Here is a 26,538-nt window from a genome sequence, read left to right as displayed (position 1 = left end):
CCAGTTGCTGGAAGGTCAAGCGGGGTCCAGCGGCTGAGGCCGGAAATTCCGGCGGGTGGATCGTAATGGCCTCGGCTGCGTTCACCCGCAGGTACAACCAGCCGTTTCATCAAACCAACCCGAGAAGCCGGGTCATGCTTATCCAACCGATCGACTATTTCCTCGTTGCATGGTTCGTGCTGGCGCTGGCCTCGACGCTCTATGTCGGCTTCGACCAGTACCGCAACAATCCCGAGCCGATGGTGATGAAATGGGGCTTCATCCTGGTGACGCTCTACATGGGCCCGCTCGGCCTGCTGCTTTACGTGCTCGCCGACAAGGAACCTCGCCCCGGCGAGCACGAGGCCTTCACCAGCCCGCTCTGGAAGCAGGGCGTCGGCTCGACCATCCATTGCGTGGCCGGCGATGCCACCGGCATCATCCTTGCCGCAGTCGTCACCGCCACGCTCGGCCTGCCGATGTGGCTCGACCTCATTGTCGAATATCTTGCCGGCTTTGCCTTCGGCCTCTTCATCTTCCAGTCGCTGTTCATGAAATCGATGATGGGCGGCACCTATTGGGAAAACGTCCGCAAGAGCTTCGTTCCCGAATTCATCTCGATGAACTTCATGATGGCCGGCATGGCGCCGGTCATGAGCTTCCTGATGATGGGCCGCGACATGCGCGCCATGGAGCCGACCGAGCTTCTGTTCTGGGGCGTGATGTCGCTCGGCGTGATCGCCGGCTTCGCGTTTGCCTATCCCGCCAATGTCTGGCTGGTCGCGCGCGAGTTGAAGCATGGCCTAATGACCGAGCGCGCGCAGAAAGCCCGAGCAGGCCATAGACAACTGTCAGCCGTGGGGGAACACGCGCGGATGCAGATGCAGCAGGGCGACGCGAGCGGTCACGGCCGCCACGAGCAAGGGCACGACACCGCCTCCCACAAGAGCAAAGGCAACGCTGGCCATCACATGCGCTCGGACGCGACCACGCCGCAGATCGCGGCGCTCGGCGCGGTGTCGGCGCTGGCGCTGGCGCTCGGCATGGCGGCACCGGCGAACTGGCTGAACCTCAGGCTCTCGGCCCGCGATGTCGGCGGGGTGATCATGCCGCAGGGCATGATCATGGACCGCGACACGCCGGCCGACACCATGCGCGACATGGCGGCGGCCGATCCGCGCCTGGTGACTGCTTCCTACGGCCTCGCGGCCAAGGGCGACAAGGATTTGCCTTTCCGCATGGAGAACGGCGTCAAGGTGTTCGAGCTTAGGCCGTCGGTGGTCCGCTGGCAGATCCTGCCGGACGTGACGGTCGACGCCTATGCCTATAATGGCCAGATTCCAGGCCCGCGCATCCATATCCGCCAGGGCGACCGGGTGCGCATCAACGTCACCAACGGACTGCCGGAGGAGACGACAGTGCACTGGCATGGCCTGATCCTGCCCAACCAGATGGACGGGCCGGCCGAGATCACGCAGCCGCCGATCGAGCCCGGAAAGACCTATTCCTACGAATTCACCGCCACCCAGCACGGCACCTATTTCTATCACCCGCACGCCAAGCCCGACCGAACCCAGGCGCTCGGCCTCTATGGTGCGCTGATCATCGATCCCGCCAACCCCGCCGACGAGGTCGCCGCCGACCATGACTATGTCATCGAGCTGCAGGAATGGCTGGTGCGGGAAGGCTTGACCTATCCTTCGATGCCGATGGACGGCGGCATGCCGAACTTCTTCACCATCAACGGCAAGGCCTATCCTTCGACCGATACGATCCGCATGAAGGTCGGCGAGACGCTCAAGGTCCGCTTCATCGGCACGAACAACGGCTTCATCCACCCGATGCACATCCATGGTGGCCCGTTCGAGGTCGTCGCCCGCGACGGCGAGACGGTTTCTCCCTCAGCCCGCTTCCTTGCCGACACCATCAATGTCGGGCCAGGGCAGCGCTATGACGTCGTCTGGAAGGCGCAGCGACCCGGCAAGTGGCTGATCCACTGTCACATCCCGCATCACACCACGAACAATAACGCCGAGGAAAAGGGCGGCGGCGGCCTGATGGTGGTCATCGACGTCACGTGATCGCGGCAGGGCGCTCGGCACTCCCCCCAATCCGACGAACGCGCCTGGATCTCGGAACCCTTGCCGCTCTCGCAGGGTTTATTATGCGAGGCGAACTGCCATGGAAGACAAACCGCCTGCCGATAACCCGGGAAGGATCCTCGCCATCGTGTTGGCGGTCTGCCTCGTCATCATTGCCTTGTTCTTTATCGGCTTCAGATATTCCGAGCGCGACCAGGGAGCCTTGATCGTGCCCGGAGCGGTGCAGGGCAGCAAGTGATCGGCTCCCAAGAGATCGGCCCAAGAGATCGGCCCAAGTCCTTGCCTGCCAGGCACGGAAAAGGCTTTAACACTTTGATTTTGCCGATCATCCCTTCCAAACCTTCTAAGTTAGGAATCGCGCGCCTGGGAAGAAACAGGTTTTCCGAAACGTTTATCGAACAGGCAACGCTCAGAGCCTGGCGCCTACAAGGGCGCTCATGAGCAAAGAAACCCCTCCGGCAACAGCGCGCATCGCGCCCGAAGCCCAGGGAGACAGTACATGTCCGCCAACGCCTATATCAACCGGATCGCGACAGCGGTTCCGGAACATGAAGTCCATCGGTTCTACCTGCGCTACGCCGCCTCGATGCTGGCCGACGATCGCAGGAGGATATTCGAACGCATGGCCGGCCTGGCCGGCATCGAGCACCGCTTTTCCTGCTTTGCGCCCGCTCTCGACCCGGAGGGGCCGTCGGCCGATCTCGGCGGAACCTTCAGGCGCGGCGCCTTTCCCGGAACGGCCGCCAGAATGGCGATGTTCGGCGAAGCCGCGCCCGTTCTGGCGCAAAACGGCGTCGACGGGCTCCATCTCGGCAACGAGGCGTCGCGCATCACCCACCTCATCGTCACCACCTGCACCGGTTTCTCCGCGCCCGGTATCGACCTCGACCTGGTTCAGCGCTGCGGCCTGCCGGACGATGTCGAGCGCACGATCATCGGATTTATGGGCTGCTACGCGGCCGTCAACGGTCTCAAGCTTGCCCGCCACATCGTCCGCTCCGACCCGCAAGCCAGGGTGCTTCTCGTCAATATCGAGCTCTGCACGCTGCATCTGAGGGAAACCACCGAACTGGAGAAGCTTTTGTCCTTCTGCCTGTGGGGTGATGGCTGTGCTGCGACGCTCATAACCGCCGAGCCGCCCGGCATCGAGCTCGACTCCTTCCGCTGCGCCGTCGCCGACGAGCAGCGCGACCTGATGACCTGGGATATCCGCGACCACGGCTTCGACATGGTCCTTTCCGGCAAGGTGCCGGCGGCGGTCCAGCAAGCGCTGCGCGGTAACCAGGACGCCATCCTGGGCGGCCGGCCGCCGGAGGCGATCGACCTCTGGGCCGTGCATCCCGGAGGCCGCACCGTTCTCGACGCCGTCGAAAGGGCGCTCGACCTCGAGCCTGCCGCGCTGAAGCCCTCGCGCGAGGTGCTGCGCCGATACGGCAATATGTCGTCGCCGACCGTCATGTTCGTGATGGAAGAGATGTTGAAGAAGCCGGCCGGCCTGCTCGGCTGCGGCATGTCCTTCGGACCAGGGCTGACGGCGGAGACCATGCTGTTCAGGACCGTCTCATGAGTGCGCTCGCCACGCGCAGCCTCGTTCCGGAAATCCTGGACGGGCTTCCGCCCGACGACGCGCGGGCGCGCCGCTCGCGCCGCGATATCGCCCGCATCAACGCACTGATGTTCCAGGCGCCGATCATGGCTTCGCTCATGCGGAAATTTCTGCCGAGGCCGCCCGGCCGCATCCTGGAGATCGGTGCCGGCGACGGCACCTTCATGCTGAAGGTGGCGCGGCGCATGGCAAGGGACTGGCGCGACGTGGAACTGACGATGCTCGATCGCGTCGGCCTTGTCACGCCGGAGCTCACGGCGGATTTTGCCGCGCTGGGATGGCGGCTCGAAACCATCACCGCCGACGTCTTCGATTGGGCGGAGAAGGACCCGATGGGGAACGCCGGTGGCTGGCCCTTCGACGCGATCACGGTCAATCTCTTCCTGCATCATTTCGACGACGACGGACTGCTGCGCCTGTTTTCGCGGCTGCAACGCAAGGCTCCGCTCATCCTGGCGACCGAACCGCTCCGCGCGGGCTTGGCGTTGACCGCGACCCGCCTTCTGCCGGCAATCGGCGCCAACGATGTCACCAGGCACGACGCCGCCCAGAGCGTGCGCGCCGGTTTCCGCGCCAGCGAGCTTTCCGACCTCTGGAGCGCCGCCGGCGGCATCCCGCTCGAGGAGCGGCGCGCCGGGCTTTTCTCGCACGTCTTTGCCGGCGAAGCGCGGATGCCGGCCAGGAATGCGGCATGAAGCGGCCATCCACCCATGATGCGATCGTCATCGGCGGCGGTCCGGCCGGCGCTTCGGCGGCGTTGGCGCTCGCCCGGCGCGGATGGGCCGTCGCGATCGTGGAGAAGAGCCCGTTTCCGCGCCGCAAGGTGTGCGGCGAATACATCTCGGCAAGCAATCTCGCGCTTCTCGACCGGCTGGAGATCGGCGATGCCTGGCGCGCCGAGGCCGGTCCCGAAATCCGCCGGGTCGGCCTGTTTTCCGGCGACACCACAATCGAGGCCCCGATGCCGGGCGCGCGATCCGGGCCGGCGAGAGACGGCTTCGGCCGCGCGCTCGGCCGCGACATTTTGGACACCTTGCTGCTCGACGCGGCATGCTCGGCCGGCGCTGAAGTCTTCCAGCCTTGCCGCGCCGTCGCCATCGAAGGCGATGGCGACGGACAGGCCGTACGGATCCAGCCGACAGGCGGCAAGGCCGGCGACGAGGCGACGATCCTGCGGGCGCCGGTGGTCGTTGCCGCGCACGGCTCGTGGGAGCCGGGGCCGCTGCCAAGCCAGCTCGGAAAGGTCAATCGCCACTCGGACCTGCTCGGCTTCAAGGCGCATTTCACCAATTCGTCGCTGCCCTCCGATCTGATGCCGCTGCTGACGTTCCCTGGCGGCTATGGCGGCATGGTCCTTGCCGACCATGGCCGCATGTCGGTCTCCTGCTGCATAAGGCGCGATAGGCTGGCCCGGCTGCGCGGCAGCCTTGCCGCCGAACGTGGCGGCCATGTCTCGGCGGCCGAAGCCGTCGGGCATCACATCATGGCGACATGCCGGGGAGCGCGGGATGCCCTGGAGCAAGCCCGCCTCGACGGTCCGTGGCTTGCCGCCGGCCCGATCCGGCCAGGCATCCGCGCCGGCTACGAAAAGGGCATCTTCCGCGTCGGCAACGTCGCCGGCGAGTCGCATCCGATCATCGCCGAGGGCATATCGATGGCGCTTCAGTCCGGCTGGCTTCTGGCGGAGGAGCTCGGCAGGGCGGCCGGAGGGAAGGCGGGGCGAGAGGCAGCCGGGAGGCGCTACGAAGCGGACTGGCGAGGACTGTTCTCGACGCGTGTCCTTGCCGCTGAAGCGATTGCCCGCATGGCGCTCGGCCCCGGCGGCGCCGCGCTGATGGAGGCGGTCGTCCGTAACTTTCCGCGGACACTGACCCTGGGAGCGCGGCTAAGCGGCAAGACGAAAACGGTCCCCGGTTTGGCCGTTTCAGGCCTGGCTCGATAACCTGCCTCAGGCCACAGTCAAGATCACATGTGCCTGAATCTTGGCGGCGACTTCGCCGCTGCCGTGCCGGTCCGCAATCGCGGATGTGGCGTAATCCGTCGCTGCCTCCAGTCCTGCCGGATCCCTGGCCTGGATTTCGTTGCGAAGCAGGCTTCCCTGGCAATAGGCGACGGCAGGAACGCGCGGCGAGGACGCGCGGCTTTGCGCTGCTCGCGTCTCGATCTCCACCTGGGAGAAACCCGCTGCTTCCAGCTCGCTGCGGATCAAGTCCTTGTCGTGGTAGCCATGCGGCGTGCGTGCCAGAAAGCGCGGCGGGTCGTTCGGAAAGATCCTTGCGAGCGCATTCGTCACGTCATCGGCGAAAATATTCTCCTCGATGCGGTCCCATACGCTGAACAGAAAGCGCCCTCCGGGCTTGAGAACGCGCTTTGCCTCGCGATAGGCAGTCGAGCGGTCGGGAAAGAACATCGCGCCGAACTGGCAGCAGACGACATCGAAGGCCGCATCCTCGAACGGCAGCGCCAGCGCATCCGCTTGGCGCCATGTGATGCGGCGGTCGGGACCTTGCCGCGAAGCGGCATGGTCGAGCATCGGCTGGTTGAGGTCGGTCACGATATAGGTGGCGCCGGGAGACAGTCTTGGCGCCAACGCGCGGGTGACGACCCCGGTGCCCGCGGCGGTTTCGAGGACGGCACCGGGCGATAGCGACGCTGCCCGTCGCGCAAGATCGGCGGCGTACGGCTCGAAAATCAACGGCACCATGTGGCGGTCGTAGTTTTCCGGGATCGAGCCGGCGAAGACCTTGTCCGTTTCCAGCATTGCCGTCACCCACAGTTCCGTCTGGTCCGCAAGGGTAGCATACAAAGTTTGTTCTGGCTCGGTTTCGACCGAGAGGCGGCCAACGGCATATGCGGCTATGTCGGCTGCCGCGGGTTGATGGAACATTCCGGTGCACCCGGAGTTCGCTATGTATCCGGCTTTCGCCGCCAAGCCTGCGATGAGTTGTGATGTGGCCCGAGGGCGGCGCTCGCCACGCCTGCGGGAGGCATTACGATGGCTGACCATACGATTCCCCACAATCCGCACAGCACGGCAAGCATTGCCGGCCATCCCGTCCATGCAATGCTGATACCGTTCCCGATCGCCTTCTTCGTCGCGACCTTCGTTTGCGACCTCGTCTTCTGGCGAACCGGCAATCCGGCCTGGGTCGCGCCGTCGCTCTGGCTCCTCGGGGCCGGTCTGATCATGGCCGCGCTGGCCGCTCTTGCCGGCCTGACCGACATACTGGGCGACGCTCAGATCCGTAATCTTCGGGATGTATGGCTTCACGCCGGCGGCAACGTGATTGTCGTCCTGATCGAGCTCTACAACTGGTACTTTCGATATGTCCACGGAGAAGCGGCGGTGGTGCCGGTCGGACTGGTCCTGTCGCTAATCGTCGTCCTCATCCTTCTGTTCACCGGCTGGAAGGGCTGGGGAATGGTCTACCGGCATCACGTCGGCGTCGCCGACGGACCGGCTGAAATGCACTGAATGCCGGACGCCTGACGACGTTTGAAGCTGCTCCAGGGAACTGCGTAAAAACAAACAGTTAGGCTGGATAAGCGATTCAAAGGCTGAACGGGCTCAGGCTCTTCCGGCTGACAAGTTGCGGGGCGGCTTGAAATTCGATCTTCGATCACAAAGGAATCGCTACGCCACCGCGAAGAGTGTAAAATGCCTTGTCGTCCGCACCGAGCCAAGGCACACGGAAGAGTAGATCATGCTTTCGCCCATCTGCGGGGGAGGAAGCGTGATGGCTTTCACCAAACACAGCGGCGTATTCACGCCGATCGAGCTGGAACTTCTTCAAAGGGTATTCGACCAGTTGTGCGACGAGCGCCGTCTGGCCCTTAAAGACGGGGACCAAAGACAACAGCTTGCCTGCGAAGTCATAGAAGCTTTCCAGAACGGCTTCACCGCCGAAGCGGAGTTATGGCAGTCGCTTTCGAAGCGCCACTCGGCCAGAGCGTGAAGCGACCTGGCCAGTAGTCTGTCATTGATTTTCGGCACGCGCCGAAACATGCCATCCGGCAGCGCGGGCTCGCGTTGCGTCCCGCTCGCGAAGGGATGTCGCATCTCGCCGCGCCGGGCTGTTCCTGCCGCTTTTTAACCTCAATCCATCTGTAGCCGGCGATTGCCCGAAAGGGCAAAATCCTTGTGTTTGCTTGACTCGGCCCGCAAAAACGGGCAGCAAAAGCAGGCGAGGGAGAGCATTTTTACCGTGGCGGAGACCATGGAGGGCTCTTTTTTCGTATGGACCGTCGCCACAGTGGCGATTGGTGGAGGGATTGGTTAACCATCTTTGTCCATCTTTTGAATCAATCGGCAACAGACGCGTGAAGGTGCAGGGGGCACCAGGCGAACTGTGATCGTGACGGGTGCCAGGTCCGCAAACCGGCATGCCGATTGAGAGTGGTCGTATGGCGTTTTTGCGTTTGAAGAACCGGGGTGACACTCCTGAAGAGGGGGTAACTTCGAAAAAATCTGGTGGTCATCGTTGGGTTCTGGTGCCTGCTGTCGGCGCCGCCCTTGCCCTGTGGTCGGTGGCGACCATGGCCGGCCTCTACTCGGTGAGCACCTCTCTCACCGCTGCTTCCAACGGATTGCCGCAGAGCCTGCTTGCGCCGCGCAACATCGCGCTCGCCGACCAGCGCCGCAAGCTCGCCAATGCCTGGGCGCCGCGCCTGGCCGCGACGGGCCCCTACAAGACGGGTTCGCTCACCGGCGGCTGCGATGCCGGCTGCCTCGGCCTCGCCACCAGCTTCGCGCACGCCACCCCGACTCCCACCACCCTGGTTAACGACGGCAAGGCGGCGCGCTTGAAGCCGGCGGCGCCGGACAGCGTCGCGTTTGAAAAGCTCAGAGTTGCGCGTGAGGAGGCCGTGAAGGTAGCCTCCGCCGCGGACGTCGCCGACCGTTTCGACAGCGTCGTCAAGCGCGCCGGGCTTTCGCCGCAGAAACTTGCCGATGCCTTCCAGCGCGCCGAGCGCGCGCCTTTCCTGCTTGCGAGCCTGCCGGCGGCGAACCGCTTCGGCGGCGCGGCTGAGACCGGCCCGGCCCGGACCGATCCAACCCAGCCCGACCTGGCCGAGAGCGGCCCGGCCGAGGCACGCTTCGGCTCAAATCAGGTCGACGTCCAGCGTGCGTCCGAATTGGCGCTGGCGCTGGCCAATGTCATGCCTGAGGAGACGGCTGACGTGCCGACCGCCGTCGCGCTCGCCAACGGTGGTGCGCCGGACCTTACGGCCGACGCCCCCTACGACGCCGGAAACCAGGGCGACGCCGGAAAACAGGGCGAAGTGCAGGTCGCCTCGCTGCCGCCGCAGGATGAATTGCCAGACAGCATCGCCGTGCCCGGCCTGAGGCCGCGCGCCACGCTCGAGCGCGCAACGGAGGCGCCCGAACAGAATGCCGCGCGGAAGCCGGAGCCGGCCAAGCCGCAGGCAACCCAGGCGGCAAAGCCCCAAGCTACCAAGCCGGAGCCTGCCAGCTCGGAGCCTGCCGCTGTCGATACCGCGGAAGGCCCGCAGTCACCGCGTTCGCTGAGGAGTTCCGAACAGGCGCTTCCGGGCGTGCAGGGCTCGAAACCGATCAATGCCGGGCCGGCCAAGCGCGGCAAGGCGCAGCCCTCCGAGATGCTCGCCTATGCCAAGCCGGACACGCCCGAGCGCGGCGGCCTCGGCAGGGCTTTCGGGAGCCTGTTCAATTCGCCTTCGACGGGCAATGGCGTCGCCGTCTACGACATCTCGGCGGCGACGGTCTACATGCCCGACGGCTCGAAGCTCGAGGCGCATTCCGGGTATGGCTCGATGGTCGACCAGCCGCGCTTCGTCAACCGCAAGAATGTCGGCCCGACGCCGCCCGACACCTACAATCTGTCGATGCGTGAATCGCGCTTCCACGGCGTCGAGGCGATCCGGCTGACGCCGACCAGCGGCAACAACAAATATAACCGCAACGGCCTGCTCGCCCACACCTACATGCTGCGAGGCGGCCGCGCCGAATCCAATGGCTGCGTCGTCTTCAAGGACTATCAGCGCTTCCTGTCCGCCTACAAGAAAGGCAAGATCAAGCGCCTCGTCGTCGTCCCGCGGCTCACCAGGTCGCCCACCCAGGTCGCCCAGGAAGGGCGCCAGGGCTGATCAGGATTTCACGACGTTTGGATCAGCTGAAGCCTCCCGAACGTCATCAATCCTAGGGTCTGTGCCGGGTCGCGTCAGTCCTTGATCCGCTCCGGGATCACGAAACGCCCATCGCGATCGTCATCCTCGGGCGGAGCAAGGAGCGTAGCGACGCGGCGCAGACCCGAGGATCCATTCCGTGAAATACGAGCGCTGCAACGGTGCAGAATTCTGTTCCGCTCGCACCCTTCGATTAAGGTAATGGCGTGGATCCCAGGGTCTCCGCGACGGAGCTTCGCTCCTGCTTCGCCCTGGGATGACGAGGTTGAGAGGCTTCAGCTAATCCCCAGCGCTTGCGCTGACCCTCCGACAAGCCTGCAATATTCAAGATCCTGCGCTAGCGAACTGGTCGCCATCGCCTGCTTCTGCTTGGCCAAATGGTCCATGCCACGGTCGGCGCACCGAACACGCGCGACAGTGAGATCATCGACTTGCGGGGATTGCGAGCGCAAAGGAATATCCGCCGCTCCCAGGAAATAGATATGGCGCACCCCGGGCTTGCGGCAAGACCCCGGGCATACCGTATGTACGCTGCCCTTGGCCTGAATTTTAGGAAAGGGAATTCCCGAATGCGGATTTTGTTGTCGACTTACGGCTCGCGCGGCGACGTCGAGCCGGTGGTGGCGCTTGGCTCGCGACTGCAGGCGCTCGGCGCCGAGGTGCGGGTGAGCGTCCCCGGTGATAAGGAATTTGCCGCGCTGTGCGCCCGCGCCGGCGTGCCGCTGGCGCCGGCCTTCGCGCCGGTGCGTGAATGGACAAAGGAGATGATGCGGCGCAGGAGATCGGCGTCGCCCGAGGGCCGGGCCGAGCTTATCTCCGGCCAGGCGGCCGAGATCGTCGCCAGGCAATACGATACGCTCATGGCGGCCGCCGAAGGCTGCGATGCAGTGGTGGCGTGCGGCCTTTTTCCTTCCTGCGCCGCGGCGCGGCTGGTCGCCGAGCAGCGGGGCATCCGCTACATCCTTGGCACCTTTTGTCCGATCTGGCTCCCGTCGGCGCACAACCGGCCCTTTGAATATCCCGGACATCCGCTTCCTGCTGGCGTGACCGACAACATGGCGCTCTGGAACCATGATATCCGGACCAAGAACGCGCTGTTCGGCGGCGCGATCAACAGCCACCGCGCGTCGCTCGGGCTGCCTCCGTTGGACAACGTCCGCGACTATGTCTACGGCGATCCCGTCCTGCTTGCCTGCGACCCGACGCTCGGGCCCTGGCTGCCCTCGGACCTGATCGGCGTCCTGCAGACCGGCGCCTGGATCTTGGCCGACGAACGGCCGCTTCCCGACGGGCTGGAGGCGTTCCTCGAAGCCGGCGCGCCGCCGGTCTATGTCGGCTTCGGCTCCATTGCGGTCGCGAGCGAAGCCGGACGCGCGGCCATCGAGGCGATCCGCGCCAAGGGCCGGCGCACGGTCATCGCGCATGGCTGGGCAGAGCTCGGCCCGATCGACGAGCGCGACGATTGCTTCGCCGTCGGCGATGTCAACCAGCAGGCGCTGTTTGGCCGGCTGGCGGCGGTCATCCATCACGGCGGCGCCGGCACGACCGTCGCCGCGGCGCGGGCAGGGGCGCCGCAGGTGGTGGTGCCCCAGATCGGCGACCAGCCCTATTGGGGGCGGCGGGTGGTTGAGCTCGGCATAGGCGCAGCGCATGACGGCCCGACGCCAACAGCGGAGTCATTGTCCGAGGCGCTGGAGACGGCGCTGGCGCCCGAGACCCGTGTCCGGGCAGGCGCGGCCGCTCACTTGATCCGCCCTGACGGCGCGGCGGTGGCGGCAAAGTTGCTGATTGAAGCATTGAGTGGCGGGTGATTTCACTGCGTCAGTTCCGCCAGCGCCCTTTGCAGCGGCGCCGGCGAGACCTGGATCGGGCCGGAGAAGGGCGTGTCCATGTCCATGATCAGATAGATCGCCGCGGCCACCAACGCCCCGGAAATGAGGCAAGTGCAGACGACGGTGGCGTTGCGCGGTGCCCGGAAGCCGAAGCTGGCGAAGATCAGTGTCAGCCAGGCGACGAGCAAGGCGATCAGCGGCGCGGGGATGGCGCCCTCGGACTGCTCGGCCAGCATCCAGCGTTGCTCGATCACCTTCCGCAGCTGCTGTGTCGCGGCCTGCTGCGCGGCGGTCTGCTTGGCGTCCGCGGGGGTCAAGCCCGCCAGGATATCGCCGACCTGATTGAGCAGCAGCTCCGACAGCTTGTTCGGGACGACGGTCGTGTCGTTGTCGGCGGCGGAAGTATCGACGACGCGCTGGACATAGGCGGTGAGCGATTGCCGGGCGCTGTCCGTCTCCGGTCCGTACTGTCGGAGCGTTCGGTCAAGCAGGATGAGATCGGTGGCGAAGGCGTGGACATTGCCGTCGATGGCCTCGAACGTGTTCTTGGCCGAATTGATCATCAGGCCGAGCACCAGCGACGACATCACCACGAAGAGGTTCGCGGCAAGTCGCACCACGGCGCTGGTGTCGTCCTGGCGGTGGTGGGCGGGGAAGCGCTCGTGCACCATCAGGCTGACCAGCGAGGCCCCGGCCAGACAAGCAAAGATCGCTGTCCCTACAAGCACTTCGCCCATTGCCAATATTGCGCACGGCAAAGGCCGCTTGCCAATTGGCGGTGTGAATTCGTCATTCTAGGGCGAAGCGGAGCGCAGACCCTAGAATCCATGCCATTACATATGAACGTCGCTCCGGTGCAGAACGATCCTTTGTTCTGCACCGCTCTGCTCTTCGGCAGCGGTCACGGCATGGATTCTAGGGTCTGCGCGCGTCGCTTCGCTCCTTGCTCCGCCCTAGAATGATGAACTTGCGAGGCCGGGGCGCAAGCGCGGCGCTCGAAACACCCTTCCAATACAGCCCTAAGCCTTTATGAATGACCGCCGGGGCGGCTCCACCCTCAAAAATCATGCACGAGGAAACCATGACAATACGCGCTGTCGTCTGGGGCGAGAACATCCATGAGCGAACCAACGAGGTGGTAGCCTCCATCTATCCGCAAGGCATGCACACCACCATCGCCAACGCGCTTAACGCCGACAAGGCGATCTCCGCATCGACCGCGACGCTGGAGCAACCGGAGCACGGCCTGCCGGAATCCCGCCTTGCCGAGACCGACGTGCTCGTCTGGTGGGGCCATAAGGACCACGGCGCGGTGGCCGATGAGGTGGTCGAGCGCGTCGCCCGCCGCGTCTTTGAAGGCATGGGGCTGATCGTGCTTCATTCCGGCCATTTCTCGAAAATCTTCAAGCGGCTGATGGGTACGCCCTGCACGCTGAAATGGCGCGAGGCCGGCGAGCGCGAGCGGCTTTGGGTGACGAGCCCCAGCCATCCGATCGCCGAAGGCATCGGCGAGTATTTCGAGCTCGAGAACGAGGAGATGTATGGCGAGCAGTTCGCCGTTCCCGAGCCGCTGGAGACGGTCTTCATCTCATGGTTCCAGGGCGGCGAGGTGTTCCGCTCGGGCCTGACCTACCGGCGCGGCGCCGGCAATGTCTTCTACTTCCGGCCTGGTCACGAGACCTATCCGACCTATCACGACGCCACCGTGCACAAGGTGCTGCGCAACGCGGTGAAGTGGGCGCATAACCCGCAAAGCTCGAAGCCGGCCATCCTCGACGCGCCGAACGTGCCGGTCGAGAAGGCGCTGGAGCCGATCGTCGAGCGTGGCGGCAAGCTGCACGCATCCGGCGAGGCCGGTTTCCGCTAGAAGCACTCGGGAATTGCGCGACGACGAGGCTTAGGCCACATTGCGCCGCATCATTTGAATCGAACCAATTTGCTCGGAGTGCAAGAAAATGCGGCTTTTGATACTTGGTACCGGCTGGATGGCGCAGGAACATGCCCGCCGCTTCAGCGCCATCGAGGGCGTCGACATCGTCGGCGCCGTCGATGTCGATCCGGCCCGCGTCGGCGAATTCGCCGACAATTACAACATCCCGAAGCGCCTGACCTCGCTGGAGGCGGCGCTCGACTGGGGCGATTTCGACGCCGTCGCCAATGTCACGCCCGACCGCATCCACCACCCAACCACCATGGCGCTGATCGCCGCCGGCAAGCCGGTGCTGTGCGAAAAGCCGCTGGCCGAGAATTTCGGCAAGGCGAGCGAGATGGCCGATGCCGCGGAGGCCGCAGGCATCGTCAACATGGTCAACCTCACCTATCGCAACGTGGCGCCGCTGCAGAAGGCGCGGAAGATGGTGCAGGCGGGTGAGATCGGCACGGTGCGCCATGTCGAGGCGTCCTATTTGCAGAGCTGGCTGGTGTCGAAATTCTGGGGCGACTGGCGCACCGATCCGAAATGGCTGTGGCGGCTGTCGCGCGGCCATGGCTCCAACGGCGTGCTCGGCGACGTCGGCATCCATATCCTCGATTTCGCCAGCTATGGCGCGGCGCTCGACATCGACCATGTCTTCTGCCGGCTGCGCGCCTTCGACAAGGCGCCGGACAACCGCATCGGCGAATATCAGCTCGACGCAAATGACAGCTTCGCCATGACGCTCGACTTCGCCAACGGCGCCTTCGGCGTCGTGCACGCCAGCCGCTGGGCGACCGGTCATCTGAACGAGCTCAGGCTGCGCGCCTATGGCGACAAGGGCGGCATCGAGGTGGTGCACAATCTCAACGGCTCGCTGCTCAAGGCCTGCGTCGGCGAGAATGTCGAGAACGCCAAATGGGAAGAACTCGATGCCGGCACCGTGCCGACCAACTACCAGCGCTTCGTCGATGCCGTTGGCAGCGGCGTGCAGACCGAGCCGAACTTCCGCCACGCCGCGGGCTTGCAGAAGGTGCTGGATCTCGCCGTGGTGTCCGACGAGAAGCGCGCCGAGCTGAGGGCCAACGCGGACACGCAGTGAGATTTCGCAGGGGATGCACACATTTCCAAGCGGCTGGTCTTTGGCGATAGCGTGCATGGCGGCTTGGCGCATGCATTGTCTGATATAGCGCTGGTCGACCCCCACTCCGTCTCGGCTTCGCCGAGCCACCTCTCCCCCGATCGACGGGGTAGAGGAAAGGCGCCAGGCTTTTTGCCGTCAACGCTCGTCCAGCAACGCTCCCCTTCCTTTCCCTCCGGAGGGGGGAAAGGTGGCGCTGCGAAGCAGCGACGGATTGGGGGAACCACGTGGCAATCAAGCCTCGGCCCGATCAGTCACGCCAGTCACAGAAGATGTGCATAGCGTAGCCCAAGTGGGGGAGATGGCCGGCAGGCCAGAGGGGGGCGCTGTCCCGCTGGCCTAACCAGCTACCTTCACCGCGAGCGATAAATCCCCACCGCCGCCGCCACCAGCGCCACATTGCTGTCGGCACGCTGCCGTCCGGCAGCTCCTTGCCATCCTCCAACCCAACGCGGGTCGAAAATTTCCGCAGCGCCGCCCGCTGAACAAAAGGCCACACGGTGGCGTTCTCGCCATGCAGCAGGATCGAGCGGTGGATGCCCTCGCGCTGCAGCACCTTTTCGATGCCGTTGGCGACGGCAAAGGCCTCGTCCAGCGTCTGCTCGGAAATCTCGATCAGCACCCGCAGCACCCGGCGGCCGTGATCGAGGCTGGCGAGCCTGAGCGCGTCGCCGATCGAGGCCAGCCCGGCCTCGATACCGACGCCGCGCTCGCGCAGGGCCTCCATCACCTCGGGCGCCGCCGCCTCGCTGAGATTGACTGAGGCATAGTCGGGCAACTCGTGCCAGGCGGCGATAGCCGCGAGCGTGCGCCTGTCGTCCTTTTCGATCCAGGCGCCGGTGGAGACGCCGATCAGCGTGCCCGGACAGGCACGGCGCAGCGCCGCCACCGTCCGGTCCATCGCTTCCGGGGCGAGGCTTTCCTGGCGGTCGGCGCCGCGCGCGTGGACATGGAGTTCGGCTGCGCCTGCAGCGACCGAGGCGGCGCCGTCACGCGCCATGGCGTCCGGGTCGAGCGGCAGGGCAGGATGGAAATCGGCGGCGCGGGCGCCGTTGATGCAGGCCTGGACGATCATGGCGGCGATCCTGTTGCAAATGCGAATCTAGCGCAGGCAGGGCGAAGCGGAAACGGCGGATAATGAGCTTGCTGACAGAGTCGGTTATTTCAGCGCCGCGATCCTTCGCGCCCCCTCTGTCCTGCCGGACATCTCCCCCCTTGTGGGACCACAAGGGGGGAGATCGGATGACGCAGGTCTTCGCCAATCTCCCGGCGTTGAAGAAGCGGCGCCGTCGCGGGAACTGCCAATCTCCCCCCAAGTGGGGGAGATGTCCGGCAGGACAGAGGGGGGCGCCGTAGAGCGCGGACGAGGCAGATTGTCTCGCAATCTCAGCTCGCCGCCTTCCTGCCGAGCAAAACCCCCATCGCCGCCAAACTTCCGATCAGCACCGACAGCACCCCTGCCGGCAACTCCGTCGGAGCAAACACAACGCGGCCGGTCCAGTCGGCGAACACCACCAGCGCCGCCCCTGCTATCGCCGAGCCGAACAATTGCGGCCCGGCGCGGCGCAGGCCCATCAGCCCGGCCAGATGCGGCGCGAGCAGCCCGACGAAGCTCATCGGGCCGACGACCAGCGCCGCGGCCGCCGTCGCGATCGCCGCCAGCACCAGCACCGCCAGTCGCGCGGCGCTAAGCGGAACGCCGAGGCCGGTCGCGACGCCGGCGCCGAGCGGCAGGATCTCCAGCCAGCGGCAGGCAAGCGCCGAGAGCGCCAGCCCGGCGAGGCCGACCAGGAGCACGACGATCGCGAAGTCGGGTTCCACCCAATAAGTCGAGCCGCTCAGCCAGGCGAGCACCTGGCCGGAGCGCGGATCGCCAAGTGCGAGAAACAGCAGGCTCGAAGCGTCGAGCAGGGCGGTGATGGCGATGCCGGTCAACAGCAGCCGTTCCGGCGTGAAGCCGCGGTCGAGGCCGAGCAGCAGTATGGTGCCGGTGACGACAAGCGCGCCGACCGTCGCGCCGAAGAGCTGCAGCCCGGCGCCGGCATCGGCAAAGATGAGCAGCACCGCGATCAACCCCATGGCGACGCCGCCGCCGATGCCGAGGATTTCCGGGCTCGCCATCGGGTTGGCGAACAGGCGCTGGACGAGGCAGCCGGCGACGCCGAGCCCAAGCCCCGACCCGCAGGCGGCGACGACGCGTGGCAGGCGCCAGGCAAACGCCTCCGGATGGAGACCGAAGCCATCGGGTGCGCGGCCAAGAAGGAAGGCAAGAGCAAGCGCAAGGGCGAGCAGGATGGCCAAGCCGGCAAGCACGACCATCGGCCGCCCTGCGCTGCCGCCGCCGAGACGAGTGACGATCCTGCCGCCTGTCTCCAGCATCAGGCGCGGCACCCGTCTCAGCAAGAAGATCAGCATTGGCGCGCCGATCAGCGCGGTGACGGCGCCGGTGGGCAGGTTCGCCGCCTGGTCGGGCGGCAGGCGCTGGATGAGCTGGTCGACGAGGAGCACCAGGCCGGCACCGGCCAGCGGCGCGGCGACGAGTCGCTCGCCGAGTTTTTCCGCGCCGAGCACACGCGCCAGATGCGGCGCCGCCAGCCCGACGAAGCCGATGATGCCGACGGCGGCCGCCACGCTTGCCGACAGCAGCACGGCGGTGGCAAGCAGCAGCGGCTTCGAGAGCTTCGACAGGCCGAGGCTTTTTGCCTGCTGCTCGCCGAAACCGAGGATCAGCAGGGGTCGCGCCAGGGCGGCGGTGACGATCGCGCCGACAGCGACGCGCAGCGCCAGTTGCTCGACGCCGGTCCAGCCGTCCTCGACCAGCGAGCCGGCGCCCCAGATGAACATCGAGGCGAGATATTGCTGGTTGAGCAGCATCAAGAGGCTGGAGACCGAGCCGAGCGCGAAGCTGACGACGAAGCCTGAGAGGATCAGCGTCGTCGGATCGGCGCGGCGCCGCCAGCCGATCGCCGCGATCAGCCCCCAGGCCGTGAGGGCGCCGGCAATCGCGAGCGGCTCGGGTTGAGCGGCATGCAAGGCGGGCGCGGCAAGCACGCCGACGGTCAGCGCCAGATGCGCGCCGGCATTGACGCCGAGCGTCTCGGGCGCGGCGAGCGGGTTCTGCAGCGCCTGCTGCATCAGGACGCCGGCCAGGCCGAGGGCCGCGCCCGCCAGCAGGGAAACGGTGAGCCGCGGCCAATAGGCATAGTCGATGAGCAGCGCGCGCACCGCTTCGCTGCCCTGGATATCGGCGATGTTGGTGGCGATCAACCTGGCGGCGAGCAGCAGATAGGCGCCGCCCGCGAAAAGGATCGCCAGCCGGCGGCGGTCACGAAGCATTGCCGCGCTCGAAAAGCTCTGCGTGTTGCAAAAGCTGGTCGGCGAAACGGCCGGCCGAAGGCAGGCCGCCAAAACCCCAGACGCTGGGCACGATCGCATGGCTGCCGGGGGCGAACACCGGCAACTGGCCGAGCAGCCCGTCGCGCGCCTCGAGCTTGGCGCGCACGGCGGGCGGCACCGGCTCGATCACCAGCACGACCGCGTCGCGGATTGCAAACAGCCGGTCGACGCCGGCATTGGCAAAACCCCAGAAATTGCCCGGGCCGGTCCAGGCATTCTTCAGCCCGGCGCGCTTCAGCACATCGTCGAACAGGCTGCCGCGGCAGAACACCCAGGCGTGGCGGTCGTCCTGGAAGTAGAGCACAAGCACCGGCCTGGTCGCTGCCGCGCCGACGGCGTCCTTCAGCTTGGCGATGCGCGCATCGGTGGCGGCAACGAGATCGGTCGCCGCCTGCTCGCGGCCGAGAAGCGCACCGAGCCGCCTCGTGTTCTCCTGCGCATGGCGGTAGGGCTCGAGGTCGTCGGTATAGGTTGCGAGGCTGATGACCGGCGCGATCTTGCCGAGCACCGGCTCGATCGCCGTGAATTGCGGTGTGGACAGGATGACGTCGGGCTTCAGCGCCGCCAGATATTCGAGGCTTGGCGTGGCTCTCAGACCGAGTTCGGCGACATCGGGGGGCAGGGCAGGCGAGCCGACCCAGTCGCGATAGCCAGCGGTTTCGGCAAGCCCGACCGGCGTGACGCCCAGCGCCAGCAGTGTCTCGGCCGTCCCCCAGTCGATGGTCGCAACCCGCTCGGCATGCGCGGGCACGGCTTCATCGGCCACCGCCGGCAGCACCGGCAGCAGCGCGAGCAACGACGCCAAGAGCCTTGCGATCACGAGTGAGTGCCTACCAATCGTCACCATTTATAGCCCATGGTCAGGCTGATCTCGCGGCTCTCTCCGTAGAAGCAGGTGATGTTGCAGGAAGCGACATAGACCTTGTCGAACAGATTGGAGACGTTGAGCGCAGCCTTGAAGTTGTCCTTCTCGTAGCGGATCGCGGCGTCGACCACGGCATAGTCGGGCACCTTCTGCGTGTTGGCGCTGTCGGCAAAGGAGGACCCGACATAGCGTACCCCGCCGCCGATGGTGATGCCCGGCAGGCGGTCGGAGGGAATGGCATAGTCGAGCCAGAGCGAGCCGAACTGTTCCGGCGTGCCGGTCGTCACCTTGCCGATCTCGGCCGGACTGCCTTCCTTGATCTTGAGGTCGTACCAGGTGTAGGCGGCGGTCAGCGTCAGGTCGGGCGTGAGCTGGCCGACGGCTTCGAGCTCGACGCCGCGCGAATTCACCTTACCGATCTGCCGGTTGAACAGCACGCCGTCGCTGGTCACGACATTCTGGCGCGTCAGGTCGAACAGCGAAGCGGTGAGCAGCACATCGCTCAGCCAGGTCGGCTGGTATTTGACGCCGACCTCGTATTGCACCGCCGTTTCGGGCTTGAAGGCCTCCCCGGTGGAGGAATCCTTGCCGGTCAGCAGCAGGAACGAGCGCGAGATCGAGGCATAGGGCGAGATGCCGTTGTCGAAATTGTAGATGGCGCCGGCGCGGCCGCTGAAAGCGTCGCCGGAATAGCTGGCGCGCACGCCGGTCGGGCGGTCGGTGACCGTGGTCTGGGCGTCATCGTAGCGGCCGCTGAAAACCAGGTTCAGGCGGTCGATCGTCATCAGGTCCTGGGCATAAAGGCCGGTCTGGTTCTGCAAGGTGTTCGACTGGTCGTAGCGCGAGGCGACGGGCGGCGCGCCGTTATAGACCGGGTTCAAGACGTCGAGCGGCGGCGCGTCCTCGAAGCCTGACTCGTCATGCAGGTCGAAGCGCTTGTAGTCGAGGCCGAGAAGCAGCGTGTGGTCGATCGAGCCTGTGGACGTCTTCCATTCGACCTGGTTGTCGACGGTGAACAGGCCGAGGTCCGGCTTCGACAGGAAGTTGGCGCGATCGAGCAACGCCGTGGTGGTGGTCGGCGGACTCACCCAGCCTTCGCCATAGACGTTGCGGAAATCGACCTCGAGATGGCCGTAGCGCAGGTTCTGCCTGACCGTCACGTCATTGTCGAAGCGGTGCTCGAACTCGTAGCCGATCATCTGCTGCGAGCGCTCGAACTTGTCGACGCTGGGCTCGCTGGTGAACAGGTCGCGCGGGATTTTTCCAAATGGCGCGTCGACCACGGTGCCGACATAGGGCAAGAAATTCTGGCCGCGCGTCTTCAGCTTCGAGACGTTGGCATAGACGGTAAGGCTGGTGTCCTCGTCCGGCTTCCAGGTCACTTCCGGCATGATGGCGAATTGGTCGTTGTCGGTAAAGTCGACCTGGGTGCCGCCATAATTGCCTGTGGCGATGAAGCGGTAGGCGAGCGTGCCGTCCTTGTTGACGCCCTCGACGTCGAGGCCGGTCCAGACATTGCCGAACTCGTTGACGCCGATCGCGGTCTCGCCGCGGTTCTGGAACGTCGGCCGCTTGGAGACGAGGTTGATGAGACCGCCCGGATTCGAGGCGCCGTAGAGTGCCGACGACGGCCCGCGCAGGACGTCGATGCGGTCGAGGAGGTAAGGATTCACCTTCCAGGTGGCGAAACTGTCGCTCGACTGCAACTGCAGCCCGTCGAGGAAGTAGCTGCTGACCTGCGAGGAGAAGCCTCGGATCAGGAACCAGTCGTTGCGGGTGTCGTTGCCGAAGGTTTCTGAGCGGATACCCGGCGAATAGCGCGTCGCTTCGACGACGCTGCGCGCGGCCTGGTCCTCGATCTGTCGGCTGCCGACCACGCTCACCGCTTGCGGCGTCTTTTCCAGCGGCTGGTCGGATTTGCTGGCGCTGGCGTCCTCCTTGGCCTTGTAGCCGTCGAACCCGGCGCTGCCGGTGCCGGCTTCGCCCTCGATCTGGATCGGCGCCAGCACGTCCTGTTTCTCCTGCGCCAGCACATGTGGCGCACGCAGGAAAGTCGTTGCCAGCAAAAGCCCCGCCAGAACGCGCCGGTTCGTCATCACCCCTGATCCCCATCTCCGATAGCTGCGCGCAGCGCTATTCAAGATGAGTGAAAGAGTCAACTTTTAATTGTCAGGCAAAAGAGGCTACGATCTCCCTACGAGGAGGGAGATCGGCAGTTGCGGCGCGCTACCCCAGATGCTCCGCCCGCAGTTTCTCTTTCATCCGCGCCAGTGCCGGCTCGCCCCCGGCCGCGAGCTCCCTGGCGATCCGGGCGAGATCACCGTCCGCCTTGCGGTATTTGCTGCCCCAGGCACCGAGCGTCGCCAGCACCGGGAGCAGGTCGATGCCCGCTTCCGTCAGCCGGTAGATCGCCTTCAGCCCGTGGCTGGGGTCGTCGCTGCGGGTGAGGATGCCTTCGTCCTGCAGCGTCTGCAGCCGCTCGGCCAGCGTTCGCGACGAGATACCTTCGTCCGACTGCAGGAATTCGCGAAAATGCCGTTTTCCGGCGAAGACAAGGTCGCGGATGATGAGCAGCGTCCAGCGGTCGCCGATAAGCTCGAGCGACAGGCTGATCGGACAGCCGGACCTTTCCTTGGTTGACATAAATTCGGTTCCATTTTTAAATCACTTTACTATTGACATCATTCGTCCCATGCGTCAAACAGTTCCAAAAGTAAATCAATTGGGACATGAGGAGGCCCGGAGATGAAGAAGCTTATCCTGCAGATGCAGATGTCGGTCGACGGCTTCGTCGGCGCGGTTGAAGACCATCGCTGGCAGCTCTGGGATTGGGGCGAGGAGAGCGACTGGGACGACGAGCTGAAGGCGGACTTCAACGCCGTCTTCGACACCGTCGACACCATTCTGCTCAGCCGCAAGATGGCCGAGGATGGCTATGTCGGCCACTGGAGCAATGCGGCGAGGAAGTATCCGCAAGACCGCTTCCACGCCTTCGCCCAGCGCATCGTCGAAGCGCAAAAAGTGGTGCTGAGCGACAGGCTGAAGGCCTCGCGCTGGGAGCGCACACGTGTCGCCGGCGGCGACCTGCCGCGCGAGGTCAATGCGCTGAAAGCGGGCGAGGGCGGCGACATCGCCGTGTTCGGCGGCGCCAGTTTCGCCTCGGCGCTGATCGCCGCCGGGCTGGTCGACGAGTTTCAGCTCTTCATCAATCCGGCGGTGCTGGGCGCCGGCCGCCGCATCTTCGACCAGGGCGGCTTCGCCAGGCTGAAACTGCTCGGGTCCAAAGCCTATGCCTGCGGCATGGTGGTAAGCCGCTACGCGCCGGCCGGCTGAGGGGCATTTCAAGGCGCGCTGCCTGAATCGATCTCGCAGCGTGCCGCTTCAACCGCTTGTTCGCTTTCGCTTTTCCATGGAACGCGGGAATATCTGGCGTTCCGCCTCACTGGTCCCGAAATGGGCCTTGTGCGTCGATATCCCTGCCCCCCGCTTCATCATTCGCTGCTGCCGTGAGCCGCCAGGCCTCATGCGGCGTCAGGCCGATGAGCACGCGGCCGGCAAATTCGGCGGGCTCCTCATTGGCCGTATCAAACACGGCCCAACTGCCGGTCGGTTCCTGTATCGCGACGAATCTCATGCGAGACTCCATCCATGAAGAGCGCCTAATATGACAGGCGTTTCATGTTGATCCTGTGATCTGGCCCACATAGAGGCCCACCTTAGTCCGATATCCTCGATTCGAGGCTGAACGGCAAATTCTGGGCACTGTACCAAGGCGGCGGAGCCTTCGCCGCCTTACTGTCCCGCCTGATCCGCATCCGTCAGCGTGCCGAGGAAAGCGACGATGTCGTCGATCTCGGTGTCGGTCAGCGCCGGCTTGTCGCCGGGTTTTCTGCCGTTGAAGGGCGGGTCCGTGTTGAGGTTTCCCCAGTAGGCTTTTGGCAGGTCGTCGAATTTGTCGACCGTGCCGTCGGCGTTCCTCGGATACCAGCGGCCGGGGTCGCTGTCGCGGCTGGCGTAGAAGGCCACCGCCTCGCGCAGCGTGTGGAAATAGCCGTTGTGGAAGAAGCTCTTGCGCAGCGCCACGTTGCGCAGCGTCGGCGTCTTGAACAGGCCGCAATACTCGCCGTGGCCCTTGAAATCGGTGCGCAACGGGCCGCAGAGACCGAGGTCGAAATAGTTGGGGTCGGCGTTTGCCGGGATCGCCGGGTTGCGCGGCACGGCGATGGCGATCAGGCCGTAATCGGTGAATTGCGGCGGCTCGCCGTCATTGGCGGGCTCGCTGAGATGGCAGCTCGCGCAATTGCCTTTGGTCTCGTCCTCGAACAGCACGCGGCCGCGCAGCTCCTGCGCCGTCAACTGCGCCTTGCCGGCGAGGAAGGCGTCATAGCGGCTGGAATAGGGATAGAAGTCGGCGCTGCTCTGCTCGAAAGTGCCGAGCGCCTCCACCGCGGCGTCGAAGGCGTCCCGCGGGCTGTCGAACACGTCGGCGCCGAACGCCGCCTTGAAGGCCTCGGCATAGGGCGCCTTGCGCAAGCTGGCGGCCACCTGTGCCTCGTCCTTGTTGCCCATCTCGAAAGGCGAAAGCAGCGGGATCCTCGCCTGGTCCTTGCCGTGGTCGGCGCGGCCATCCCAGGTCAGGCCGCCGGTCGGACCGTTGTCGACGCTCTCGTCGCCCTCGTCTTCGGAATCGTAGAAATGCTCGGTGAAGGCCGGCGCCGCCTGCAGGTAGCGCAGCGACGGCACGGCGCGCAGGCCGGGCTGGTCGAGTTTCGGTCCGCCCATCTCGACCGGCGAGGCCGAAGCCGGGCCGAAGGCGCGGTTGGGATCATGGCAAGACGAGCAGGCCTGCTTTCCCGAGGCCGATAGCGACGGGTCGAAGAACATCTGCCGCCCGAGCGCCGTCAGCGCCTCGGCGCGCGCATAGGCCTGCGCGCGCGTCATCGGGCCGGGGTGGACGCTGCCGGACGGGAGGCTGTCGGCCGGCCAGAGGATGGCGCCGGCGAGCGTTGCGAAGGCGACGGAGGTCCAGCGTGTCATGGCTTTGCGTAGGCATGGATTGCTACGGATTGATGACATTTGGGACGTGGTCATTTGCGCGCGTCGAGTTCCTTCGCGCCCCCCTCTGTCCGGCAGGACAGAGGGGGGCGCTGTCCCGCCAGCGTAGCAGGTTCGCTTAATACCCCCGCGCTCCACCACCCCCTGTCACAAAGCTGACAAGCACCCGCCCTAGCGTCGCCTGGTTCCTCCAGCCATTCCCCAGCCACGAGGCATCCCTAAATGATCCGGTCCTTCCTCTCCCTTTGCCTCGCCTCGACGGCGCTGGCGTCGTTCGCCGCTGCTGCCCAGGCGGCTCCTTCCGGCTATGACAAGATCGACACCGTCGTCGTTATCTACGCCGAGAACCGCAGCTTCGATAATCTTTATGGCGGCTTCCCCGGCGCCAATGGCCTCGCCAACGTCTCGGCCGACCAGGCGCGCCAGCTCGACCGTGACGGCAAGCCGCTTTCCGAGCTGCCGCCGGCCTGGGGCGGACTGACAGGCAAGGGCGTGACCCCGGCGGTGACGGAAGCCCAGACCGCGCATCTCGCCAATGCCGTCTTCGCCATCGACGATCCCAAGGGTTTCAACGAGGGTACCAACGTCATCACGCATGATCTTTGGCACCGCTTCTATCAGGAGCAGATGCAGATCGACGGAGGCAAGAACGACAAGTTCGTCGCCTGGGCCGATTCCGGCGCGCTGGTGATGGGCCATTATGATGGCTCGGTACTGCCGATGTGGGCGGTCGCCAAGAAATACGTGCTCGCCGACAATTTCTTCCAGGGCGCCTTCGGCGGCTCCTTCCTCAATCACTTCATGTTGGCCTGCGGCTGCGCGCCGTCCTACCCGCATGCCGACACCAGCCCGGCGAAGGGCCAGATCGCCGTCGTCGAGCCCGATGGCGTGACGCTGAAGGTGGCCGACAACTCGCCCGCCTCCGCACTTGGCGGCGTGCCGAAATTCGCCAATGACGGCGCGATCACGCCGGACTTCTACGCCGTCAACACCTTGCAGCCGCCATACCAGCCGAGCGCCAACAAACCGGCCGAGGGCGGCGACAAGGCGCTCGCCGATCCGGCGGCGCCGACCACGCTGCCGCCGCAGCATGAGATCACCATCGGCGATCTGCTCTCGCTCAAGGGGATTTCCTGGGCCTGGTATTCCGGTGCCTGGCAGGCGGCGCTCGACGGCAAGAACGCGACGCCGGTGCCGAACTTCCAGTTCCACCACCAGCCCTTCAACTATTTCGTGGCTTACGCGCCGGGCACCGCCGCGCGGACCGAACATCTCAAGGACGGCGGCCTCGACGGCACCGAGTTCATCAAGGCGATCGACGACGGCAAGCTGCCGGCCGTCACCTTCTACAAGCCGCAGGGCAATTTGAACGAGCATGGCGGCTACGCCGACGTGTCGTCCGGCGACAAGCACCTCGCCGATATCGTCGCGCATCTGGAGAAGAGCCCGCAATGGCAGCATATGCTGGTCGTCGTCACCTATGACGAGAATGGCGGCTTCTGGGACCATGTCGCGCCGCCCAAGGCCGACCGCTGGGGCCCGGGCAACCGTGTTCCGGCCTTCATCATCTCGCCCTATGCCAAGATGGGCACGGTCGACCACACGCAGTACGACACGACCTCGATCCTGCGCTTCATCACCGCCCGCTACGACCTGCCGGTACTGCCCGGCCTCGTCGCCCGCGACAAGGCGCTGGCCGCCAACGGCGAGCCGCCGATGGGGGATTTGACGGCGGCGCTTGATCTGACGAAGTGAGGCGTCTTTCCTCGACCCCGCCAAAGGCGGGGAGAGATGGCCGCGCAGCGGACGGAGAGGAGGTTTTCGTAGGGCGTCGGCGTCGACTCCGCAGCGCCGCGCTGCCCCTCATCCGCCCTTCGGGCACCTTCTCCCCGTGAACGCGGAGAAGGCAAGAGCCGCCGCCGGCGCCAAGCCCTTTCTTCCCGTCACTATACGGGGAGAAATGTCCGGCAGGACAATGAGGGGCAGCGCCAAGCTTCGGCGATTGCAGAGATGAATTCCCGTCCGCTATTGATGCTCGACAGATTGGACGAAGGACATTCCATGAGCGAGCTCAAGGTGAGGACCAGAAAAGTCGGCGCGCTCGCCATCCTTCCGCCCGGCGGCCTTCCAACCGTCACGACGCCGACCGGCGGCGCGGTCGATGTGGTGACCGCGGTGAGCGCGCCCGGCTTCAACCCGCTGGACTTGCTCTATGCCTCCCTGGCCGCCTGCATGGTGCTGAGCGCCCGCATCGCCGCAACGCGCCTCGGCGTCGCCGACCGGCTTGGCGAGGTGAGGGCGGAGGTCGGCGGCGAGAAGGCGAAGGACGAACCCTCGCGGGTCGAGACGTTCAACGTCAGGCTGGAGATCGCGGGCGATCTCGACGCGGCCACCAAGCGGCGCATCGTCCAGGATGCCGAGACGATCTGCACCGTCTCCAACACGCTGCGCGGGGCGCCTCAACTTCACACGACGCTCGGGTGAC

Annotated in this window: 22 protein-coding genes and 1 pseudogene; 14 read left to right on the top strand and 9 right to left on the bottom strand. The window is 65.5% G+C overall.

Annotated elements, in window-relative coordinates:
• Window positions 1–134 precede the first annotated feature (134 nt).
• The 5 genes from QAZ22_RS25630 to QAZ22_RS25610 all read left to right on the top strand — a co-directional run bounded on the left by QAZ22_RS25630 (window position 135) and on the right by QAZ22_RS25610 (window position 5,629).
• Complete coding sequence (locus QAZ22_RS25630; RefSeq protein WP_278203500.1) at window positions 135–2,060, top strand: DUF4396 domain-containing protein; 1,926 nt, start codon at window positions 135–137, stop codon at window positions 2,058–2,060.
• A 100-nt stretch (window positions 2,061–2,160) separates the two neighbouring features.
• Window positions 2,161–2,319 carry a hypothetical protein gene (locus QAZ22_RS25625; protein WP_278203499.1) on the top strand — a complete coding sequence of 53 codons (159 nt, stop codon included), beginning with the start codon at window positions 2,161–2,163 and terminating at the stop codon, window positions 2,317–2,319.
• A gap of 261 nt (window positions 2,320–2,580) precedes the next feature.
• Window positions 2,581–3,648: a type III polyketide synthase gene (locus tag QAZ22_RS25620; RefSeq protein WP_278203498.1), complete on the top strand. Its 1,068-nt coding sequence runs from the start codon at window positions 2,581–2,583 to the stop codon at window positions 3,646–3,648.
• Window positions 3,645–4,382 (top strand): methyltransferase domain-containing protein, encoded by a 738-nt coding sequence (locus QAZ22_RS25615; RefSeq protein WP_278203497.1) that lies wholly within the window; start codon window positions 3,645–3,647, stop codon window positions 4,380–4,382. The genes QAZ22_RS25620 and QAZ22_RS25615 overlap by 4 nt, the downstream gene beginning before the upstream one ends.
• The gene (locus QAZ22_RS25610; RefSeq protein ID WP_278203496.1) at window positions 4,379–5,629 is read left to right on the top strand and encodes an FAD-dependent oxidoreductase; all 1,251 of its coding nucleotides are present in this window, start codon (window positions 4,379–4,381) and stop codon (window positions 5,627–5,629) included. The genes QAZ22_RS25615 and QAZ22_RS25610 overlap by 4 nt, the downstream gene beginning before the upstream one ends.
• Window positions 5,630–5,635: 6 nt before the next feature.
• Here QAZ22_RS25610 and QAZ22_RS25605 read toward each other — a convergent pair whose 3' ends face one another.
• Entirely contained in the window at window positions 5,636–6,448 is an 813-nt protein-coding gene (locus tag QAZ22_RS25605; RefSeq protein ID WP_278207940.1) for a class I SAM-dependent methyltransferase, read from the bottom strand.
• A gap of 234 nt (window positions 6,449–6,682) precedes the next feature.
• On the opposite strand from QAZ22_RS25605, the gene QAZ22_RS25600 reads away from it, so the two are divergent.
• The 4 genes from QAZ22_RS25600 to QAZ22_RS25585 all read left to right on the top strand — a co-directional run bounded on the left by QAZ22_RS25600 (window position 6,683) and on the right by QAZ22_RS25585 (window position 11,663).
• Window positions 6,683–7,162, top strand: a complete 480-nt coding sequence (locus QAZ22_RS25600) for a DUF2231 domain-containing protein (RefSeq protein WP_278203495.1) — start codon at window positions 6,683–6,685, stop codon at window positions 7,160–7,162.
• A gap of 262 nt (window positions 7,163–7,424) precedes the next feature.
• Window positions 7,425–7,643 carry an RNA-binding protein gene (locus QAZ22_RS25595; RefSeq protein WP_278203494.1) on the top strand — a complete coding sequence of 73 codons (219 nt, stop codon included), beginning with the start codon at window positions 7,425–7,427 and terminating at the stop codon, window positions 7,641–7,643.
• A 535-nt stretch (window positions 7,644–8,178) separates the two neighbouring features.
• The gene (locus QAZ22_RS25590; protein WP_278203493.1) at window positions 8,179–9,813 is read left to right on the top strand and encodes a tlde1 domain-containing protein; all 1,635 of its coding nucleotides are present in this window, start codon (window positions 8,179–8,181) and stop codon (window positions 9,811–9,813) included.
• 608 nt (window positions 9,814–10,421) lie between these two features.
• Window positions 10,422–11,663 (top strand): glycosyltransferase, encoded by a 1,242-nt coding sequence (locus tag QAZ22_RS25585; protein ID WP_278203492.1) that lies wholly within the window; start codon window positions 10,422–10,424, stop codon window positions 11,661–11,663.
• Between the two features lie 2 nt (window positions 11,664–11,665).
• On the opposite strand, the gene QAZ22_RS25580 is transcribed toward QAZ22_RS25585, so the two are convergent.
• Window positions 11,666–12,421, bottom strand: a complete 756-nt coding sequence (locus QAZ22_RS25580; RefSeq protein WP_278203491.1) for a DUF4239 domain-containing protein — start codon at window positions 12,419–12,421, stop codon at window positions 11,666–11,668.
• Window positions 12,422–12,765: 344 nt separating this feature from the next.
• Between QAZ22_RS25580 and QAZ22_RS25575 the strand changes: the two genes are divergently transcribed.
• Complete coding sequence (locus tag QAZ22_RS25575) at window positions 12,766–13,551, top strand: ThuA domain-containing protein (RefSeq protein WP_278203490.1); 786 nt, start codon at window positions 12,766–12,768, stop codon at window positions 13,549–13,551.
• An 88-nt stretch (window positions 13,552–13,639) separates the two neighbouring features.
• Complete coding sequence (locus QAZ22_RS25570; RefSeq protein WP_278203489.1) at window positions 13,640–14,698, top strand: Gfo/Idh/MocA family oxidoreductase; 1,059 nt, start codon at window positions 13,640–13,642, stop codon at window positions 14,696–14,698.
• Window positions 14,699–15,090: 392 nt separating this feature from the next.
• Here the strand turns inward: QAZ22_RS25570 and QAZ22_RS25565 are convergent.
• The 5 genes and pseudogenes from QAZ22_RS25565 to QAZ22_RS25545 form a co-directional block, all read right to left on the bottom strand.
• Window positions 15,091–15,812 (bottom strand): annotated as a pseudogene (locus QAZ22_RS25565) (3-keto-5-aminohexanoate cleavage protein).
• Between the two features lie 311 nt (window positions 15,813–16,123).
• On the bottom strand, window positions 16,124–18,073 hold the full coding sequence (fhuB, locus tag QAZ22_RS25560; protein ID WP_278203488.1) for a Fe(3+)-hydroxamate ABC transporter permease FhuB: 1,950 nt from the start codon (window positions 18,071–18,073) through the stop codon (window positions 16,124–16,126).
• Window positions 18,063–18,953: an iron-siderophore ABC transporter substrate-binding protein gene (locus QAZ22_RS25555; RefSeq protein ID WP_278203487.1), complete on the bottom strand. Its 891-nt coding sequence runs from the start codon at window positions 18,951–18,953 to the stop codon at window positions 18,063–18,065. The genes fhuB and QAZ22_RS25555 overlap by 11 nt, the downstream gene beginning before the upstream one ends.
• Window positions 18,954–18,973: 20 nt before the next feature.
• Complete coding sequence (locus tag QAZ22_RS25550) at window positions 18,974–21,094, bottom strand: TonB-dependent siderophore receptor (protein WP_278203486.1); 2,121 nt, start codon at window positions 21,092–21,094, stop codon at window positions 18,974–18,976.
• 130 nt (window positions 21,095–21,224) lie between these two features.
• Complete coding sequence (locus QAZ22_RS25545; protein ID WP_278076871.1) at window positions 21,225–21,641, bottom strand: helix-turn-helix domain-containing protein; 417 nt, start codon at window positions 21,639–21,641, stop codon at window positions 21,225–21,227.
• Window positions 21,642–21,743: 102 nt separating this feature from the next.
• On the opposite strand from QAZ22_RS25545, the gene QAZ22_RS25540 reads away from it, so the two are divergent.
• Window positions 21,744–22,331, top strand: a complete 588-nt coding sequence (locus QAZ22_RS25540; RefSeq protein WP_278203485.1) for a dihydrofolate reductase family protein — start codon at window positions 21,744–21,746, stop codon at window positions 22,329–22,331.
• 106 nt (window positions 22,332–22,437) lie between these two features.
• Here QAZ22_RS25540 and QAZ22_RS25535 read toward each other — a convergent pair whose 3' ends face one another.
• Together QAZ22_RS25535 and QAZ22_RS25530 are read right to left on the bottom strand one after the other, a co-directional pair.
• Complete coding sequence (locus tag QAZ22_RS25535) at window positions 22,438–22,632, bottom strand: hypothetical protein (protein WP_278203484.1); 195 nt, start codon at window positions 22,630–22,632, stop codon at window positions 22,438–22,440.
• A 158-nt stretch (window positions 22,633–22,790) separates the two neighbouring features.
• Window positions 22,791–24,035: a cytochrome-c peroxidase gene (locus QAZ22_RS25530; protein ID WP_278203483.1), complete on the bottom strand. Its 1,245-nt coding sequence runs from the start codon at window positions 24,033–24,035 to the stop codon at window positions 22,791–22,793.
• 240 nt (window positions 24,036–24,275) lie between these two features.
• Here QAZ22_RS25530 and QAZ22_RS25525 point away from each other — a divergent pair, with 240 nt between their 5' ends.
• Together QAZ22_RS25525 and QAZ22_RS25520 are read left to right on the top strand one after the other, a co-directional pair.
• Complete coding sequence (locus QAZ22_RS25525; protein WP_278203482.1) at window positions 24,276–25,808, top strand: acid phosphatase; 1,533 nt, start codon at window positions 24,276–24,278, stop codon at window positions 25,806–25,808.
• A 306-nt stretch (window positions 25,809–26,114) separates the two neighbouring features.
• Window positions 26,115–26,537, top strand: coding sequence for an OsmC family protein (locus QAZ22_RS25520; RefSeq protein WP_278203481.1), 423 nt, complete (start codon window positions 26,115–26,117; stop codon window positions 26,535–26,537).
• Window position 26,538 lies beyond the last annotated feature (1 nt).

Origin of the sequence: Mesorhizobium sp. WSM4906 (assembly GCF_029674625.1) — a bacterium.
In the GTDB taxonomy this organism is placed as follows: Bacteria; Pseudomonadota; Alphaproteobacteria; order Rhizobiales; family Rhizobiaceae; genus Mesorhizobium.
The sequence above is the reverse complement of the archived record's forward strand: the minus strand, read 5'-3'. Positions and strand labels throughout refer to the sequence as shown.

What these genes read in the sequence shown, in the direction of transcription:
- QAZ22_RS25630 (WP_278203500.1), top strand. Translation starts at nt 135, where the DNA reads ATGCTTATCCAACCGATCGACTATTTCCTCGTTGCATGGTTCGTGCTG.
- QAZ22_RS25625 (WP_278203499.1), top strand. Translation starts at nt 2,161, where the DNA reads ATGGAAGACAAACCGCCTGCCGATAACCCGGGAAGGATCCTCGCCATC.
- QAZ22_RS25620 (WP_278203498.1), top strand. Translation starts at nt 2,581, where the DNA reads ATGTCCGCCAACGCCTATATCAACCGGATCGCGACAGCGGTTCCGGAA.
- QAZ22_RS25615 (WP_278203497.1), top strand. Translation starts at nt 3,645, where the DNA reads ATGAGTGCGCTCGCCACGCGCAGCCTCGTTCCGGAAATCCTGGACGGG.
- QAZ22_RS25610 (WP_278203496.1), top strand. Translation starts at nt 4,379, where the DNA reads ATGAAGCGGCCATCCACCCATGATGCGATCGTCATCGGCGGCGGTCCG.
- QAZ22_RS25605 (WP_278207940.1), bottom strand. Translation starts at nt 6,448, where the DNA reads ATGCTGGAAACGGACAAGGTCTTCGCCGGCTCGATCCCGGAAAACTAC.
- QAZ22_RS25600 (WP_278203495.1), top strand. Translation starts at nt 6,683, where the DNA reads ATGGCTGACCATACGATTCCCCACAATCCGCACAGCACGGCAAGCATT.
- QAZ22_RS25595 (WP_278203494.1), top strand. Translation starts at nt 7,425, where the DNA reads ATGGCTTTCACCAAACACAGCGGCGTATTCACGCCGATCGAGCTGGAA.
- QAZ22_RS25585 (WP_278203492.1), top strand. Translation starts at nt 10,422, where the DNA reads ATGCGGATTTTGTTGTCGACTTACGGCTCGCGCGGCGACGTCGAGCCG.
- QAZ22_RS25580 (WP_278203491.1), bottom strand. Translation starts at nt 12,421, where the DNA reads ATGGGCGAAGTGCTTGTAGGGACAGCGATCTTTGCTTGTCTGGCCGGG.
- QAZ22_RS25575 (WP_278203490.1), top strand. Translation starts at nt 12,766, where the DNA reads ATGACAATACGCGCTGTCGTCTGGGGCGAGAACATCCATGAGCGAACC.
- QAZ22_RS25570 (WP_278203489.1), top strand. Translation starts at nt 13,640, where the DNA reads ATGCGGCTTTTGATACTTGGTACCGGCTGGATGGCGCAGGAACATGCC.
- fhuB (WP_278203488.1), bottom strand. Translation starts at nt 18,073, where the DNA reads ATGCTTCGTGACCGCCGCCGGCTGGCGATCCTTTTCGCGGGCGGCGCC.
- QAZ22_RS25550 (WP_278203486.1), bottom strand. Translation starts at nt 21,094, where the DNA reads ATGACGAACCGGCGCGTTCTGGCGGGGCTTTTGCTGGCAACGACTTTC.
- QAZ22_RS25545 (WP_278076871.1), bottom strand. Translation starts at nt 21,641, where the DNA reads ATGTCAACCAAGGAAAGGTCCGGCTGTCCGATCAGCCTGTCGCTCGAG.
- QAZ22_RS25540 (WP_278203485.1), top strand. Translation starts at nt 21,744, where the DNA reads ATGAAGAAGCTTATCCTGCAGATGCAGATGTCGGTCGACGGCTTCGTC.
- QAZ22_RS25535 (WP_278203484.1), bottom strand. Translation starts at nt 22,632, where the DNA reads ATGAGATTCGTCGCGATACAGGAACCGACCGGCAGTTGGGCCGTGTTT.
- QAZ22_RS25530 (WP_278203483.1), bottom strand. Translation starts at nt 24,035, where the DNA reads ATGACACGCTGGACCTCCGTCGCCTTCGCAACGCTCGCCGGCGCCATC.
- QAZ22_RS25525 (WP_278203482.1), top strand. Translation starts at nt 24,276, where the DNA reads ATGATCCGGTCCTTCCTCTCCCTTTGCCTCGCCTCGACGGCGCTGGCG.
- QAZ22_RS25520 (WP_278203481.1), top strand. Translation starts at nt 26,115, where the DNA reads ATGAGCGAGCTCAAGGTGAGGACCAGAAAAGTCGGCGCGCTCGCCATC.